Below are 15,425 nucleotides of genomic sequence, written 5' to 3'. Positions count from 1 at the left end.
GTCGCGAAGAGGCGCCGCGAAGAGGCAGTGAAAGGCAGAGGTGGGCGTGGGATGAGTCCTCGGCGGAGCGCGGATCCCGAGGCGGCGACGTTCACCGAACGGGCCCGGCGGCAGCAGTTGATCGACTGCACCATCGAGCTGATCTCCACCCGCGGTTACCCGGCGACCTCGCTGTCGGCGATCGCCGAGCGGGCCGGTGTCTCCAAGGCCGCGGTGCTCTACCACTTCTCCTCGAAGGACAACCTCACCCGCGCGGCGCTGACCCAGGTGCTGGACCAGTTCGGCGGCTACGTCCGCGAGCGGGTGGAGCGGGCCGCCGACCCGCTGGCCGCCGTCGTCGCCTACGTGCACGCGATGATCGGCTACCAGCGGGACAACCGCCGCCAGGTCCGGGTGATCACCGAGATGCTGCTCGACGACCACGGCGGCACCCGGCTGAAGACGCCCGGTTCGCACGACACCTACGACCGCTGGCAGGGCCTCGCCGCGCTGCTGGCCGAGGGCCAACGGGCCGGGGTGCTGCGGGAGTTCGACACCCGCGCGGTGGCGCTGGCGATCGGCGGCGCGATCGACGGACTGATCGGGCACTGGCTCGCCCACCCGGACCTCGATCTGGACGCCGCCGCCGCGGAGTTGGAGACCTTCACCCTCAACGCCGTGCTGCGCTCGGCCTCGTGACCCCGCCCCGGGCGAAGTCCGGGGTCGGCTCGGGCCGGAAGCCGATGCCGCCGAGGTAGCCGGTGACGGTCCGCAGCGCCGGCACCCGTCGCAACAGCCGCATCGGCACCGGGAGTCGGTCCCCGTGGAGCGTGCCGTTCAGCGCGGAGCGGATCATGGCGTGCTCGCCCTGCTGCGACTTCTGCACCATCGCCATCGGCCACTCCCGCCGCCGCTGCACCCGGGCCAGGTCCTCGTCGCCGACCGTCCCGCGGCGCAGCGGCCCCGCCAGGATCCGGGCGGCGGCCACCGCGTCCTGGAGGGCGAGGTTGACGCCGACCCCGCCGACCGGCGACATGGTGTGCGCGGCGTCCCCGATGCACAGCAGGCCGGGGCGGTGCCAGCGCCGCAGCCGCCCGAACGCCACCTCCAGCAGCTTGACGTCGTCCCAGGAGCCGATGGTGGCGGTCACCCCGTCGTCCCAGCCGAACAGCGCGCCCAGCCGGTCCCGCAGCCACTGGATGTCGTGGCTGCGCATGGCGGCGTCCTGGCCCTTGCCGATGAGGTAGGACGTCTGGAAGTAGCTGCCGCGGTCCATGGTGACCGCGACCTGGCCGCCGCCGAACCGGGCGAAGACCCGGCCCTCCTTGAGGGCGTCGCTCGGGGCGTCCACCCGGATCTGCCAGACGTCCATCGGGACGTCGAGGTACTGCTGCCGCATCCCGGCGGCCGCGCGGATCGGCGAGTTCCGGCCGTCGCAGGCGAAGGTCAGGTCCGCGGCCAACTCCCCGGCACCGCCGTGCTCGTCGACGTAGGTCACCCCGGTCACCCGGCCGTTCTCGGTGCGCAGCCCGGTGGCCCGGGTGCGCATCCGCAGGGTGAAGGCGGGCTCCTCGGCGGCGGCGCGGGCGATCAGGTTGAGGAAGTCCCACTGCGGGACCATGGCGAAGTACTTGTGCGGTCCGGGGATGCGTCGCATGTCGGCCATCACCACGGTGGTGTCGTCGACCTGGATCCGCATCTCCTCCAGCTTCGGGAACGGCAGCCGGGCGAACTCCGCGCCGAGGCCGAGGTCGTCGAGCAGGTTCAGGGTGGACGGGTGGACGGTGTCGCCGCGGAAGTCGCGGAGGAAGTCCCCGTGCTTCTCCAGGACGGTGACCTCGATGCCGGCCCTGGCCAGCAGCAGCCCGAGCATCATGCCGGCCGGGCCGCCGCCCACCACGCAGCATGTCGTGCGGTCCATGGTGTTGCCCCCTCGTCGCGTGCGCGTACGGATGCGTGACCGGGGCGTCGCGGCGGCACGCGCACGCGACTGACCGATCGGTTAGCAATCTAACCGATCGGTCAGTGACGGTGTTTCCGGGGGGTCGCGCCGCCCCGGCGGGCGCCCGCGAGGGGTCAGGCCGTGGGCTGTTGCAGCACCAGCTCCCGCAGCACGTCCTCCATGGTCACCAGCCCCGCCAGCCGGCCGTCGTCGCCGATCACCGCGGCCACGTGCGTACGCGAACCGCGCAGCGCGGTCAGCACGTCGTCCAGCGGGGTCGCGGCCTTGACCCGGGCGATCGGGCGCAGCGCCGACACCGGGAACGGCGCGGTCCGCGGGGCGGTGTCCAGGGCGTCCTTGACGTGCAGGTAGCCGAGGATGCGGCGGGTGTCGTCGACGACCGGGAACCGCGAGAACCCGGACTCGGCGGCCAGCCGCTCCAACTCCTCGGGGGTGATCCCCATCCGCGCCGAGACCACCTCGGCCACCGGCAGCACCACGTCCCGCACCGGGCGGCGGCCCAGCTCCAGGGCGTCCCGGAGCCGCTCCTGGGCCCGCTCGTCGAGCAGCCCGGCGGCCCGCGAGTCCTCGACCAACTCGGCTAGCTGGGCGTCCGAGAAGACGGCCGCGACCTCGCTCTTGGGCTCCACCCGCAACAGCTTGAGCAGGCCGTTGGCGAGCGAGTTGATCGAGAAGATCACCGGGCGCAGCGCTCGGGTCAGCGCCACCAGCGGCGGCCCCAGCAGCAGCGCGGTGCGGACCGGCTCGGCCAGCGCCATGTTCTTCGGCACCATCTCGCCGAAGAGCATGTGCAGATAGGTCGCCGCGGCCAGCGCGATCACGAACGAGATCGGGTGGACCAGCGCGTGCGGGATCTGCACCGCGTCGAAGAGTGGTTCCAGGAGGTGCGCGATGGCCGGCTCCGCCACCGCGCCCAGCACCAGCGTGCACAGCGTGATGCCCAACTGGGCGGCGGCCAACAGCGCCGAGACGTGTTGCAGGCCCCACAGCACGCTGCCGGCCCGGCGGTCCCCGGCCTCCGCGTGCGGCTCGATCTGACTGCGGCGGACCGAGATCAGCGCGAACTCGGCGCCGACGAAGAAGGCGTTGACGACCAGGGTCAGCAGGCCGACGAACAACTGGAGCGCGATCATCGGCCGGCCTCCTCGCCGCCGGCGCCGGCCGGCGGGGCGTGCAGCAGCACCCGGGCCGCGCGGTGCCCGGAGGCGTCCAGCACGTCCATCGTCCAGCCCGCCACCTCCACGCTGTCGCCGGGCGCGGGGATGCGGCCCAGTTCGGTCGCGATCACGCCGGCCAGGGTCTCGTACGGGCCCTCCGGCAGCCGCAGGCCGATCCGCTCCAACTGGTCGGTGCGGGCGGCCCCGTCGGCCTGGTAGACCGCCCGCCCGTCCGCGTCGGAACCGGCCGCGGCCAGGTCCGGGGTCTCCAGCGGGTCGTGTTCGTCGCGGACCTCGCCGACGACTTCCTCGACGATGTCCTCCAGCGTGGCGACCCCGGCCGTGCCGCCGTACTCGTCGATGACCACGGCCATCGTCCGCCGGCCCGACAGCCGGTCCAGGAGCCGGTCCACGGTCAGCGTCTCGGGCACCAGCAGCGGCTCGCGCAGCAGCTCGGAGACCGGGTGGCGGGCACGCAGCTCGGCCGGGACGGCCAGCACGTCCTTGATGTGCGCCACGCCCACGACGCTGTCGAGGTTGCCGCGGTAAACGGGGAAGCGGGACAGCCCGGTGGCCCGGCACGCGGTGGCGACGTCCTCGGCGGTGGACTGCACCTCCAGGGCCACCACCTGGACCCGCGGGGTCATCACGTTCTCCGCGGTCAGGTCGGCGAGGTTCAGGGTCCGGACGAACAGCTCGGCGGTGTCCGCCTCCAGGGCGCCCGCCTTGGCGGAGTGCCGGGCCAGCGCCACCAGCTCCTGCGGCCCGCGGGCCGACGCCAGCTCCTCGGCCGGCTCCAGGCCCAGCCGGCGGACGCTCCGGTTGGCGGTGTTGTTGAGGTGGGTGATCAACGGTTTGAAGGCGGCGCTGAAGCCGCGCTGGGCGGTGGCGACCCGCTTGGCGACGGCCAGTGGGCTGGAGATCGCCCAGTTCTTGGGCACCAGCTCGCCGATGACCATCAGGACGACGGTGGAGAGCGCGGTCCCCAGGACCACCGCCAGGGAGTCCGCGGCGGCGCGCGGCAGCCCGAGCGCCAGCAGCGGACTGTCCAGCAAGGTGGCGATGGCCGGCTTGGAGAGCATGCCGATGAGCAGGCCCGTGACGGTGATGCCGAGCTGGGCGCCGGACAGTTGGAAGGTCAGCCCGCGGACCGCCTTCAGGGCGCTGTCCGCGCCGCGCTCGCCGCGGGCGGCGGCGCGCTCCAGATCGCCGCGCGCCACGGTCGTCAGCGAGAACTCCGCCGCGACGAAGACGCCGCAGGCGAGGGTCAGCAGAAGCGCCACGGCCAGCAGGAGCAGGTCGGTCATCGGGTCACCTCCGTCCCATGGTCGGACACGTTCGGGAGGATCGCGCCCTGTTGCGGGTCCTTCGCAGGGACCCGCGACGTCCTTCGCAGGGGCGTACGACAACTAGGAGGCTCGGCCATGGCCGGACGCTCACACACCTTTCGCCGGAGGGCGGCCGGGATCTTCGGTGTCCCGTGCCGGAGAGCCCATGGTAAAGGGTCGGCAAAGGGGTGTGCGTTCCGTTTTGTGGCCCACGTTGTCGGCTGCCTCGCCGTGGGGCGTTGTTCTGCGCCTGCGGCGCGGGGCCGCTGCGCGGGGCTTCGGGGTGCGGTGACGGGCCTCCGGGGCAGGGGTTCCGGACTGCTTCGCTTGACGTCCGGAACCCCTGCCCCTCCGGCCCGTCCCCTCCCGTTGGGGTGGGTGAAAGACGGTGGGGGCACGTCCTGTTGGTGGGCCGGCTTGGGATTCTGGGGCTGGTCAGGTGCCCTTGAGGTGTGCGATGACGGGGGCGAAGGTGTCCATCGCCGCGTCGAGGACGGTGAGGTAGGAGAAGCCGTAGCGGTCTCGGTGTTCGCGGAGTTGGTCGGCCATCTGCGCCGGGGTGCCGAGGAGGAGGGTGGGGACCTGGAGCGCCTCGTCCTCGGTTACGCCGATGTGCTGTGCGGTGAGGTCGCGGGCGGCTGCGCGTCGGTCGTTGGTCACCTCCACCCGTTGGATGAGCAGGTTGAGCTCGGCCGGCTCCGGGCGGTCCGCGGCGTACTTCTGGTACGTGGCGACCGACCCGGCCAGCTCGTCGGCCGGGAGCAGTGCCAGCGTGCCCTCCGGCTTGCCCGGCGCCTGGCGTGCGCCAGTGAACGCCGCGATCTTTGCGTGCCGCGCCGCCAGCCGCAGCATCCGGGGGCCGTTGCCGCCGATCAGCAGCGGCGGGCGGGGGCGCTGGGCGGCCCGCGGGAGATGCCCGGGGTCCCCCAGCAGCCGGTCCAACTCCTCGATGGTGCGCTCCAGATGGGTCACCCGCTCACCGGCCGTCCCGAACGGCAGCCCGGCGTCGTCGTGTTCGCGCTTGACGTAGCCGGTGCCCAGGCCCAGCTCCAGCCGCCCGTCGGTGAGCGCGTCGGTGGTGGCCACCTCGCGCGCCAGCAACGAGGGGTTGTAGAACGCGGCGTTGAGTACGAAGGTGCCCACCCGCGGGTGCGTGGTCGCCTCGGCCGCGGACACCAGCGCCGGGAACGGCGCCGGCCACCCCAGGTGGTCCGGGACGAGCAGCACGTCATAGCCCAGCTCCTCGGCGTGCCGGCACTTCGCGCGCCAGGCCGGGCCGGAGTCGAGGGTGAGCAGGGTGACGCCGAAGCGGAACGGCCGCGTCATGGGGCCCCCTTGGGTACGGGGTCGACGTCGAGTCGTACGACCCTCAACGGACATGCAACCACGGCGGGTTGGCCGCTGGGTCAGGTGGTGACGGTCAGTTCCTCGTACGTCAGCGTCACGGATTCCGCGGGTGCGCCGTCCTCCGGGGTCTCCCAGGTGGTCGGGCGGGCGCCGGCCAGTCGGTAGCGGCGCAACGGGGTGCGGTCGGCGGCGTAGTGGACTACCGTCACCGTCTGCCGGGGCCGGTCGACGGCGCGCTCGGCCAGGCATCTGGTGAGCCAGTCGGTGAACGCGGCGCTCTGGTCCGGGCCGCGCACGATGGTGATCTCGCCGGGGCGCCCCGCCCCGTCGGGGAGGCCGCCGGGTGCCGCGGCGCCGAACGCCGTTCCGGACACCGAGCGGACCGTCTCGACCTGGAACGCGCCGAGTTCGACGGTGACCGCCGACGGGCGCCGGGTCTCGGGGGTCTCTTCGAGGGTCATGGGCTTCCTCCGCGCACAGGGGCGGGGCCGACCGGCCCCGTGTCGATAGCCCGACCGCTGCCCGACCCGCTCCGGGCGCATTCCGCGGCTCGCTCGAACGGCGGCAGGAAGAACGATTCGGTTCGCTCGAAAGGGGCGGTGTCGGCCAACTCCTGGGCAGGAACCGGCCGTCGACGTCCGGTCGCCCGCGCCGTCCGGCGGCGGTCACCGCGCGTCGGACGCGCCCGCCGCCTCCTCCGCGTCGAGGCCGCCCCAGATCTCGCCGGACAGCGCCACCGCGGCCTCGGTGTCGCCGGCGGCGCAGGCGTCGATCAGTGCGTCGTGCCGGTCGGCGGAGGCGCGGGCCGCGGCGCTGGAGAAGCGGCGCCGCTCCAGCCGGCGCAGCAGCGGGGTGTAGCGGCGGACGGTCTCGGCCAGCGCCTCGTTGCCGCACACCTCGATGGGCACGGCGTGCAGCGCGTCGTCGGCGGCGACCGCGGCGGCGGGGTCCTCGGCGTCCAGCGCGGCGACGAACGCGGCGTTGGCCGCCCGCATCCGCGCCAGGTGCTCCTCGGAGAGGCGGGGCGCGGCCGTGCGGACCGCGAGGGCGTGCAGTGCCTGCACGACCGCGAGCGCGTCCCGGATCTCCTCGGCCACGACCGGGGCGACCCGGGTGTAGCTCTGTGGCTTGGACACCACCAGTCGCTCGGCGGCGAGGCGGGCCAGCGCCTGCCGTACGGGGGCGCGGGAGAGGCCCAACTTCTCGGCGAGCGCGCCGTCGTGGAGCTTCTGCCCGGGGGGCAGTTCGCCGGAGACGATCGCCTCCAGCAGCGCGTCGTACGCCTTGTCGCGCAGGAGCCTTCTCGGCACCGGTTCCAGTGCGGTCACCCCCCGATCCTAAGCGGCCGACCCCGGTGCCGGGCCGCCGGTGGGGCACACTAACATTTCAGATGTCAGTGCGCGCGGCGATCCTCGCCGGCGCCTCTCGCCGAACGGGGAACCGCAGGTCAGCCGGTCGAAGAGCGCTGTCCCGCGGTTCCGGAAGGGAGCACCGTGCCGATATCCGCGCGGGGCGCACGGGCCGGCGTCGGCCTCCCCATGGGCCTCGGCGTGCTCGCCGCCGCCTGCTTCGCCACCACCTTCGTGCTCAACCGCATGATGAGCCTGGCCGGCGGCTCCTGGATGTGGAGCGCGAGCCTGCGCTACCTGTTCATGGTTGTCCCGCTGGTGGCGCTGGTGGCCCTGCGCGGCGGACTGCCCGCGGTGCTGCGCAGCCTGCGGGCCCGGCCGGGGGGCTGGGCGCTCTGGTCGACCGTCGGCTTCGGGCTCTTCTACGCCCCGCTGACCTGGGCGGGGGAGCACGGCGCCGGCTGGTTGGTGGCCGCCACCTGGCAGTTGGTGATCGTCGCCGGCATCGCGCTCGGCGCGCTCGGCGGCGACCGGGTCCCGCTGCGCACCCTCGGCGTCTCCGCGCTCATCGTGCTGGGCGTCGTCCTCACCCAGCTCCGCAGCGCCGGCGGCACCGGGCTCGGCGACGCGCTGAAGGTGGTGCTGCCGGTCCTCCTCGCCGCGGTCGCCTACCCGCTCGGCAACCGCCGGCTGCTCGGGCGCGACGGACTGGACGGGGTGCAGCGGACGCTCGCCATGACGCTCGGTTCGCTGCCGCTGTGGCTGGCGCTGGCCGGCACCGCGGCGGTCACCCAAGGTCCGCCCTCCGCCGGCCAGTTGACCCAGTCGCTGATCGTCGCGCTGCTCTCCGGCGTGCTGGCCACCACGCTCTTCTTCCGCGCCACGGACCTGGTCCGGAACCAGCCGGCCGCGCTCGGCGCGGTGGAGGCGACCCAGGCGGCCGAGGTGCCGTTCACCCTGCTCGGCGAGGCGTTGCTGGCCGGCGTCGCGGCGCCCGCGCTATCGGGGCGGGCGGGGCTGGCGCTGATCGTCGCCGGACTGTGTGCGCACGCGCTGGGTCACGTACCCGGCGGCGGCGACCGCCAGCAGCAGCCCGACGGTGCTCAGGGTGAACGTCTCGAACGTGAAGCGGGAGACGCCCCACATGGCGCGGAAGGGGTATCGGACCCCGATCGCCGCCTCCAGGGTGCCGGGGAACAGCGCCACCCATGAGCCGAGCAGGATCCAGGCGTACACCAGGAGCGCCGCGACGGTGAACCCCGGGGTGCCGAACGGGACTTCGTAGGGCCGGGGCGCCTCGGGGTGGCGCAGCCGGAGCGCCAGCAGCGCGGGGATCACCGCGAGGTAGGACAGCAGCAGCGTGGTGATCGCCACCGACAGCACCACGCCGAAGACGGCGGAGGCGTTGCCGTGCGCCAGGTGCATCGCGGCGAGCATGAAGGCGGTGGCGGCGACGCCGGAGAGCAGGTTCATCCGGACCGGGGTGCCCAGCCGCGGGTGGAAGGCGCGCAACGCCCGGGTGAAGAAGCCGCCGTCGGCCGCCGCCATCGCCTGCATCCGGTCGGCGACGATCATCCAGGCGCTGCCCTGGGTCAGCAGCGCCACCGCGAACAGCACCGCGACGCCCGTCAACAGCGGCCCGCGCCACCTCCCGTAGATCCCGAAGACCAGCTCGGCGGCGTCCATGAAGCCGGCGATCCCGGTGATCCGGCCCGGCGGCGCGGCCGACAGGATCGCCGCCACCGGCAGCAGGTAGCAGCCGGCGGCGACGGTGCCGGAGACCCCGATCGCCACCGGCACGTCGGCCTGCGGATCGTGCATCTCGTCGCCGGCCGCGTTGGGCGCCTCGAACCCGACGTAGGCGAAGAGCAACACCGGCACCAGCGCCAGGAACCCGGCGGTGGTGGGCGCGAAGCGGGCCTCGGCCAGCCCCCGGAAGCCGTGGTGGACGCCGTAGGCCACCGCCGTGGCGGTGAAGAAGGCCAGCGCCAGCACCTTGGCCGCGGCGCCCGCCGTGGTGATCCACTTGCCGCGGCGCAGCGAGACCACCGCGGTGAGGATGGCGGCCCAGATGAAGACCAGTTTGAAGGCGTAGTCGGCGGCGGTCCCGGAGCCGAGCGGGAAGACGAAGCCGTGCCAGGCCCGGGCGGCCAGGAAGACCAGCGAACCGCCCAGCCAGAACGGGTTGGTGACCCAGTAGAACATCGTCGTCAGCGCCGCCGGCAGCCGTCCGAACGCCACGTCCACCCACACGTACGGGCCGCCCTCCTGCGGGAACGCGGCGCCGGTCTCGGCGAACAACAGGGCGTACGGCAGCAGGAACGCCATCCCCAGCACCGCGATCCAGGTGAGGGCCTGCCCACCGCCCGCCGCGATCTGCCCGATCACGTCGAACGACACCACCGCGGCGACCCCCATCGCCATGATGTCGAACCGGCGCAGGCTGCGCCGCAGATGAGGGACGGGGGCGGGGACGGACACGGCGGCGATCCTCCTGGGCGCGGGGCCGCCGGACGGTCGCGCGGTCCGGCGGATCACATCGTGCGACACCGGCTCGGGGGCCCGGCCGCGGCGCGGCGGTCGGATCGCGCCGGTCGCCCCGATGGCCCGGGCGCCGGCGGGTGTTCGTGAGCCCCGCTGACCACGGCCCTTGCCGGTGCTAGCGGATGCGCGCTAGCTTTGAGGGGTGGCGAAAACCCAGTTGAACGTCCGGGTGGACGAAGCCACCGCCGAAGCGGCGCGGGAGCGCGCCCTCCAGCGGGGAGTCAGCGTGAACCGCTACATCGAGGAGCTGGTCCTCAGGGACGCCGGTGAGGTCGGCCAGACCTTCGTCGAGGCCGCTGCGGACTTCATGAAGCAGTACGAGCGGGTCTTCGCCGAGGAGTTCGGCGCCGACCCGGGCCCCGGCCGCCTCCGCTCCACCCCCGACCACCCCGACGCCCTCCACCGGGAAGGACAGCCGGGCACAACGTGACACTGCGCATCGATCTCGCCTGGCTCCTCCTGATCGCCGAACAGCACACGCCGGGAGACCCGCAGGTCTCCGACTGGGGCGCCCTGATGGCCGCGGTCGGCCGCCACGAGGCGGAGATATTCGGCGTCCCCGTCTACCCCGAGCCCCAGGATCGCGCCGCCGCGCTGCTCCAACTGCTGCTGAACGTACCGGCGTTGGAGCGCTCCAACGCCATGTTCGCGAGCGCCGTCGCCTACGGCTTCCTGGTCGCCAGCGGCCTGAAGGTCACCACCTCGCCCGAACGGGTCCGCGATCTGGCCCGGTTGGTGAAGGAGGGCACCACGGACGTCCAGGCCATCGCCGACGAGCTGCGCACCTGGACGGTCTGAACCGGCCGGCCGCCGCGCGAGGGCGATGGTCTCCGGGGCGCCCTGAGCGCGCGGCCGGTATCCCACCGGAACGCCGTAACGGAGGGTCAATTATCCTGCGGCGGTGGGTCGTTGAGTCCCGAGGCGGGTCGGGTCGAAGGTGCCCGAGCCGCCCAGTTCCGGGGCCAGCCAGTCGGGGGCGGCGGCGCGGAAGGCGTCCGGCGACAGGGTGCCGGAGCCCGCCGGGACGGCGCCGAGGAGCGGGGCGCCGGCGGCCTCCGGCAGGTCGGCGAGGTTGCAGCGGGCCGCGAGCCCGGGCTCGGCCGGCCAGCTGCCGATCACGACGCCGGGGGAGTCCAGGCCGTGCGAGCGCAGCGCCAGCGCGGTCAGCGCCGTGGTGTTGAGGGTGCCGAGCCCGGCCTCGACGACCACCAGGACCGGCGCGCCGGCCATCCGCGCGGCGTCGGCCAGGGTGTTTCCCTCGTCGTCGAAGCGGACCAGCAGCCCGCCGGCGCCCTCGACCAGGACCAGGTCGTGCGAGGCGGCCAGCTTCGCCGCCGCCTCGGCGATCTCCTGCGGGCGCACCGCCGGCATTCCGGCCCGCCGGGCGGCCGTGTTGGGTGCCAACGGCTCGGGGAAGCGGGCGAGTTCGCTGAGGGTGACCGGACCGGCCAGCCGCCCGACTTCCGCCGCGTCGCCCGGCTCGTCCACCGCCAGCCCCGTCTGGGCGGCCTTGAGGACCGCCACCGAACGACCTCGGCGGAGCGTCGCCGCGGCGACCGCGGCGGTGGTCACGGTCTTGCCGATCTCGGTACCCGTACCGGACACGAACAGCACCGACATGTGGTGTGCGCCTTTCCAACTCTTCGCTGGTGGTGGGGGTTTGGGGAGGGGCGGGGCCGGCGGCCCCGCCCCGTGACGTACGGCGTCAGCCTGCGCGGGCCGCCGCGCACACCGCGGCGCAGATCCGCGCCACGTCCTCGTCGCCGGTGATGTACGGCGGCATGGTGTAGATCAGGTCCCGGAACGGGCGCAGCCAGACGCCCTCTTGGACGGCGGCCCGGGTCGCGGCCGCCATGTCCACCTCGTGGTCGAGCTGGACCACGCCGATCGCGCCCAACACCCGGACGTCGCGCACTCCGGCGCCGCCGGCCGCGGCCGCCAGCCCGTTCCGCAGCCCGGTCTCGATCCGCTTGACCTCCTGCGCCCAGTCCTGGGACAGCAGCAGCCCGATCGACGCGTCGGCGACGGCGGCGGCCAGGGGATTGCCCATGAAGGTGGGGCCGTGCGCCAGCACCGGCAGCTCGCCGCGGGAGATCCCCTCGGCCACCTCCGCGGTGCACAGCGTCGCCGCCAGCGTCAGATAGCCGCCGGTCAGCGCCTTGCCCAGGCACATCACGTCCGGCACGATCCCGGCGTGCCCGGCCGCGAAGAGGGCACCGGTCCGGCCGAAACCGGTGGCGATCTCGTCGAGGATCAGCAACACCCCGTGGGCGTCGCAGGCTTCGCGGAGCACCCGCAGATAGCCGGGGGAGTGGAACGCCATCCCGCCCGCGCCCTGCACCACCGGCTCCACGATCACCGCCGCCAACTCCTCCGCATGACGGGCGATCATCTCCCGCAGATGCGCCGCGTACGCCGGGTCCGGCGGGGCGTCGAAGCCGGCCGGCGGCGCGTCCGCGAAGAGCTGCCGGGGCAGCACGCCCTGCCACAACTCGTGCATCCCGCCGTCCGGGTCGCACACCGACATCGGCTGCCAGGTGTCGCCGTGGTAGCCGCCGCGCCAGGTCAGCAGCCGTTGCTTGCCCGGCTTGCCCCGCGAACGCCAGTACTGGAGGCACATCTTGACGGCCACCTCCACCGACACCGAACCGGAGTCGGCGAGGAAGACGTGCCGGAGCGGTTCGGGGGTGATGTCCACCAGCCGCTTGGCCAGCCGGACCGCGGGCTCGTGGGTGAGCCCGCCGAACATCACATGGCTCATCCGCTCCAACTGGCCACGGGCCGCCTCGTTGAGCACCGGGTGGTTGTAGCCGTGCACCGCCGACCACCAGGACGACATGCCGTCCACCAACTCCGTTTGCCCCTGGGCCGGTTGGGCCAGGCGCAGCCGGACGCCGCTGGCCGACTCGACCAGCAGCGGCTCGCTCCGGCCAGGCATCGGCCCGTACGGGTGCCAGACGTGCTGCCGGTCGAGCGCCAACAGCTCGGCGGGGGCGAGCGACTCAGGCATTGGGCGGCAGGTCGGTGCCGGCGCCGCGGCGGCGCACCGCGACCAGATCGCGCCGGGTCTCCTCGGAGGGAGCCGGCACGGTGGCCTCGGGGGTGGCCGCCGGCTCCGCGTCCGCGGCCGCCGCGTCCCTGCGGTGCGCCGGCAGCGTGGCGGTGTCGGTGCCCTCCACCTCGAACCCGGCGTCCGCGATCATCGCCAGGTCGTCCTTGCCGGCCTGCCCCTCGCTGGTCAGGTAGTCGCCCAGGAAGATGGAGTTGACCAGGTGCAGGGCGAGCGGCTGGAGGCTGCGCAGATGCACCTCGCGACCGCCGGCCAGCCGGACCTCCACGTCCGGGCAGACGAACCGGACCATCGCCAGGATGCGCAGGCAGCGCTGCGGGGTGAGGTGCCACTCCTTGGCCAACGGAGTGCCCTCGAAGGGGATCAGGAAGTTGACCGGCACCGAGTCCGGGTCCAGCTCGCGCAACGCGAAGACCACGTCCACCAGGTCGGCGTCGGACTCGCCCATGCCGGCGATCAGCCCGGAGCAGGCGGACATGCCCGCGGACTGGGCCTGTTGGACGGTGTTGACCCGGTCGGAGAAGTCGTGCGTGGTGCAGATGTCGCCGTAGGTGGCTTCCGAGGTGTTGAGGTTGTGGTTGTAGGCGTCGGCGCCCGCCGCGCGCAGCCGCTCCGCCTGGCCCGCGCCGAGCAGCCCCAGGCAGGCGCAGACCTCGATGCCCTCGTTCTGCTCCTTGATGGTGGAGATGGTCTCGGTGACTCGCTCCACGTCCTTGTCCGTCGGCCCCCGGCCACTGGCCACCAGGCACACCCGCTTGGCGCCGCCGGCCACCCCGGCCGCGGCCGCCTTGGACGCGTCGTCCGGCTTGAGCCAGGTGTACTTGAGGATCTCCGCCTTCGAGCCCAGCCGCTGGGAGCAGTACGAGCAGTCCTCCGGGCACAGGCCCGACTTGAGGTTGACGAGGTAGTTGAGCTTGACCCGCCACCCGAACCACTCGCGGCGCACCTTCCCCGCCGCGGCCACCACATCGAGCAGTTCGTCGTCGGACGTCGCCAGCACGGCGAGCGCCTCGTCACGGGTCGGCACCTCGCGCCGCAGTCCCTTGTCCACCAGTGTGTTCAGCAGGTCCATGGCCCTGATCCTGGCGTACGCGCGGGGCTCCGGCCAAGGAGGATTCCCACAATGCCCGGCGATCGGGGTGTGTGTATCACCACACCGTCTCCGGGCGGAACGACCACTAACGTCTATCGACAGCCCACAATCGAGGCCCCGCAGGCCCGTTGCCGGGACCGCTCCCCGACACCCGCGCACCGGGCCGGGGATGAGGCGCGGTGCCCGGGCCGACAGACGAAGGACGCCGATGCCGCAGGACCACGCTCCGACGCTGCCGTACGACACCCCGGACGCGCCCGCCGCGGCCCCCCGGCCGTCCTCCGGCGCCGTCCCCCGACCCGCCTCCGGCGTGGCGTTCGACTGGATCGACGACGCCCGCGCCGAACGCCACCGCGCCGGCCTGGTCCGCACCCTGCGGCCCCGCCCGGCCGACTCCGCGATGTTGGACCTCGCCGGCAACGACTACCTCGGGCTGGCCCGACACCCCGAGGTGACCCGGGGCGCGGCCGAGGCCGCCCACCGCTGGGGCGCCGGCGCGACCGGCTCCCGGCTGGTGACCGGCAGCACCGAACTCCACGCCCAACTGGAGCGCGAAATCGCCGCGTTCTGCGGTTTCGAGGCGGCGCTGGTGCTGTCCTCCGGCTACGCCGCCAACCTCGCCGCGGTCACCGCGCTCACCGCCCCGGGCACCCTGGTCGTCTCCGACGCCGGCAACCACGCCTCCCTCATCGACGGCTGCCGGCTCTCCAAGGCCCGCACCGAAGTGGTCCCGCACGCCGCCCCGGAGGCCGTCCGCGCCGCGCTGGCCGGCCACTTTGGCCGGGCGCTGGCGCTCACCGACTCGGTCTTCTCGGTGGACGGCGACGCCGCGCCGCTGCCCGCGCTCGCCGACGCCTGCCGGACCCGGGACGCCGCGCTGGTGGTCGACGAGGCGCACGGGCTGGGCGTGTTGGGCGAGGGCGGCCGGGGCGCGCTGGCCGCCGCGGGGCTGGCCGGCGACGCCGACGTGGTGGCGACGGTGACCCTCTCCAAGTCCCTCGGCTCCCAGGGCGGCGCGGTGCTCGGCCCGGCCCGGGTCATCGAGCATCTGGTCAACACCGCCCGCTCGTTCATCTTCGACACCGGGCTGGCGCCGGCCGCGGTCGGCGGCGCGCTCACCGCCCTCCGGCTGCTGCGCCGCGAGCCGCACCGCCCGGCGCGGGTCCGGCAGGTGGCCAGGGAACTGCACGCCCGGCTCACCGCGGCGGGATTGACGGCGGTCCGCCCGGACGCCGCGGTGGTCTCCGTCCGCGCCCCCTCCCCGGAGGCGGCGGTCCGTTGGGCCGCGGACTGCCGGGCGGCCGGGCTAGCGGTCGGCTGCTTCCGCCCGCCGTCGGTGCCCGACGGGATCTCCCGGCTGCGGCTGACCGCCCGCGCGGACCTGACGGACGCTCAGGTCGCCACGGCGGCCGACACCGTCGTGGCGACCGCGCCGGTGGCCGGATAACGCCGCCCGGCGGCACCGGTGTCACGGTCACACCGGCCGCGCCGCCGCCCCTGGCGCCCCATACACCCCAAACGCCGTTCACCGCACCAGAGTTCACCGCATCAGGTGAGCGCACGGCGAGAGAACTCTGGATATCTTGGGTGATCAC

14 protein-coding genes and 1 pseudogene are annotated in these 15,425 nt (G+C 73.9%); 5 read left to right on the top strand and 10 right to left on the bottom strand.

Annotated elements, in window-relative coordinates:
- Nucleotides 1-51: 51 nt before the first annotated feature.
- Nucleotides 52-678 (top strand): TetR/AcrR family transcriptional regulator, encoded by a 627-nt coding sequence (locus PV796_RS06230; RefSeq protein ID WP_274911913.1) that lies wholly within the window; start codon nucleotides 52-54, stop codon nucleotides 676-678.
- On the opposite strand, the gene PV796_RS06225 is transcribed toward PV796_RS06230, so the two are convergent.
- From PV796_RS06225 to PV796_RS06200, 6 genes are all read right to left on the bottom strand, one after another.
- Nucleotides 650-1,900 (bottom strand): FAD-dependent oxidoreductase, encoded by a 1,251-nt coding sequence (locus PV796_RS06225; protein WP_274911912.1) that lies wholly within the window; start codon nucleotides 1,898-1,900, stop codon nucleotides 650-652. The genes PV796_RS06230 and PV796_RS06225 overlap by 29 nt on opposite strands.
- Nucleotides 1,901-2,055: 155 nt before the next feature.
- A complete protein-coding gene (locus tag PV796_RS06220) occupies nucleotides 2,056-3,075 on the bottom strand; it encodes a hemolysin family protein (RefSeq protein ID WP_274911911.1) in 1,020 nt (339 codons plus the stop codon).
- Nucleotides 3,072-4,406, bottom strand: coding sequence for a hemolysin family protein (locus PV796_RS06215; RefSeq protein ID WP_274911910.1), 1,335 nt, complete (start codon nucleotides 4,404-4,406; stop codon nucleotides 3,072-3,074). The genes PV796_RS06220 and PV796_RS06215 overlap by 4 nt, the downstream gene beginning before the upstream one ends.
- 456 nt (nucleotides 4,407-4,862) lie before the next feature.
- The gene (locus tag PV796_RS06210) at nucleotides 4,863-5,753 is read right to left on the bottom strand and encodes an LLM class F420-dependent oxidoreductase (protein WP_274911909.1); all 891 of its coding nucleotides are present in this window, start codon (nucleotides 5,751-5,753) and stop codon (nucleotides 4,863-4,865) included.
- Between the two features lie 80 nt (nucleotides 5,754-5,833).
- Nucleotides 5,834-6,235, bottom strand: a complete 402-nt coding sequence (locus PV796_RS06205; RefSeq protein WP_274911908.1) for a phage tail protein — start codon at nucleotides 6,233-6,235, stop codon at nucleotides 5,834-5,836.
- A 204-nt stretch (nucleotides 6,236-6,439) separates the two neighbouring features.
- Nucleotides 6,440-7,102, bottom strand: coding sequence for a GntR family transcriptional regulator (locus PV796_RS06200; RefSeq protein ID WP_274911907.1), 663 nt, complete (start codon nucleotides 7,100-7,102; stop codon nucleotides 6,440-6,442).
- A 210-nt stretch (nucleotides 7,103-7,312) separates the two neighbouring features.
- On the opposite strand from PV796_RS06200, the pseudogene PV796_RS06195 reads away from it, so the two are divergent.
- A pseudogene (locus PV796_RS06195) lies at nucleotides 7,313-8,113 on the top strand (multidrug resistance efflux transporter family protein); the annotation flags it as partial.
- Nucleotides 8,114-8,122: 9 nt separating this feature from the next.
- Here PV796_RS06195 and PV796_RS06190 read toward each other — a convergent pair.
- Nucleotides 8,123-9,604 carry an APC family permease gene (locus tag PV796_RS06190; RefSeq protein WP_274911906.1) on the bottom strand — a complete coding sequence of 494 codons (1,482 nt, stop codon included), beginning with the start codon at nucleotides 9,602-9,604 and terminating at the stop codon, nucleotides 8,123-8,125.
- A gap of 205 nt (nucleotides 9,605-9,809) precedes the next feature.
- On the opposite strand from PV796_RS06190, the gene PV796_RS06185 reads away from it, so the two are divergent.
- Together PV796_RS06185 and PV796_RS06180 are read left to right on the top strand one after the other, a co-directional pair.
- On the top strand, nucleotides 9,810-10,097 hold the full coding sequence (locus PV796_RS06185; RefSeq protein WP_274911905.1) for a hypothetical protein: 288 nt from the start codon (nucleotides 9,810-9,812) through the stop codon (nucleotides 10,095-10,097).
- Nucleotides 10,094-10,465, top strand: a complete 372-nt coding sequence (locus PV796_RS06180; protein ID WP_274911904.1) for a fic family toxin-antitoxin system, toxin component — start codon at nucleotides 10,094-10,096, stop codon at nucleotides 10,463-10,465. The genes PV796_RS06185 and PV796_RS06180 overlap by 4 nt, the downstream gene beginning before the upstream one ends.
- Nucleotides 10,466-10,555: 90 nt before the next feature.
- Here PV796_RS06180 and bioD read toward each other — a convergent pair whose 3' ends face one another.
- From bioD to bioB, 3 genes are all read right to left on the bottom strand, one after another.
- Nucleotides 10,556-11,287: a dethiobiotin synthase gene (gene bioD, locus PV796_RS06175; protein ID WP_274911903.1), complete on the bottom strand. Its 732-nt coding sequence runs from the start codon at nucleotides 11,285-11,287 to the stop codon at nucleotides 10,556-10,558.
- Between the two features lie 85 nt (nucleotides 11,288-11,372).
- Nucleotides 11,373-12,677, bottom strand: coding sequence for an adenosylmethionine--8-amino-7-oxononanoate transaminase (locus PV796_RS06170; RefSeq protein WP_274911902.1), 1,305 nt, complete (start codon nucleotides 12,675-12,677; stop codon nucleotides 11,373-11,375).
- Complete coding sequence (gene bioB, locus PV796_RS06165) at nucleotides 12,670-13,809, bottom strand: biotin synthase BioB (protein ID WP_274911901.1); 1,140 nt, start codon at nucleotides 13,807-13,809, stop codon at nucleotides 12,670-12,672. Before bioB ends, PV796_RS06170 begins: the two co-directional genes overlap by 8 nt.
- 229 nt (nucleotides 13,810-14,038) lie before the next feature.
- Here bioB and PV796_RS06160 point away from each other — a divergent pair, with 229 nt between their 5' ends.
- Entirely contained in the window at nucleotides 14,039-15,277 is a 1,239-nt protein-coding gene (locus tag PV796_RS06160) for an 8-amino-7-oxononanoate synthase (RefSeq protein ID WP_274911900.1), read from the top strand.
- Nucleotides 15,278-15,425 lie beyond the last annotated feature (148 nt).

This window comes from Streptomyces sp. WZ-12 (assembly GCF_028898845.1).
GTDB lineage: Bacteria > Actinomycetota > Actinomycetes > Streptomycetales > Streptomycetaceae > Streptomyces.
Note: the sequence above shows the minus strand (reverse complement) of the source record. Positions and strands in the feature narration are given on the sequence as shown.

Bases quoted from the DNA above. Each gene is read 5' to 3' on its own strand.
- PV796_RS06225 (WP_274911912.1), bottom strand. From the start codon at position 1,900: ATGGACCGCACGACATGCTGCGTGGTGGGCGGCGGCCCGGCCGGCATG.
- PV796_RS06220 (WP_274911911.1), bottom strand. From the start codon at position 3,075: ATGATCGCGCTCCAGTTGTTCGTCGGCCTGCTGACCCTGGTCGTCAAC.
- bioD (WP_274911903.1), bottom strand. From the start codon at position 11,287: ATGTCGGTGCTGTTCGTGTCCGGTACGGGTACCGAGATCGGCAAGACC.
- PV796_RS06230 (WP_274911913.1), top strand. From the start codon at position 52: ATGAGTCCTCGGCGGAGCGCGGATCCCGAGGCGGCGACGTTCACCGAA.
- bioB (WP_274911901.1), bottom strand. From the start codon at position 13,809: ATGGACCTGCTGAACACACTGGTGGACAAGGGACTGCGGCGCGAGGTG.
- PV796_RS06210 (WP_274911909.1), bottom strand. From the start codon at position 5,753: ATGACGCGGCCGTTCCGCTTCGGCGTCACCCTGCTCACCCTCGACTCC.
- PV796_RS06205 (WP_274911908.1), bottom strand. From the start codon at position 6,235: ATGACCCTCGAAGAGACCCCCGAGACCCGGCGCCCGTCGGCGGTCACC.
- PV796_RS06170 (WP_274911902.1), bottom strand. From the start codon at position 12,677: ATGCCTGAGTCGCTCGCCCCCGCCGAGCTGTTGGCGCTCGACCGGCAG.
- PV796_RS06215 (WP_274911910.1), bottom strand. From the start codon at position 4,406: ATGACCGACCTGCTCCTGCTGGCCGTGGCGCTTCTGCTGACCCTCGCC.
- PV796_RS06160 (WP_274911900.1), top strand. From the start codon at position 14,039: ATGCCGCAGGACCACGCTCCGACGCTGCCGTACGACACCCCGGACGCG.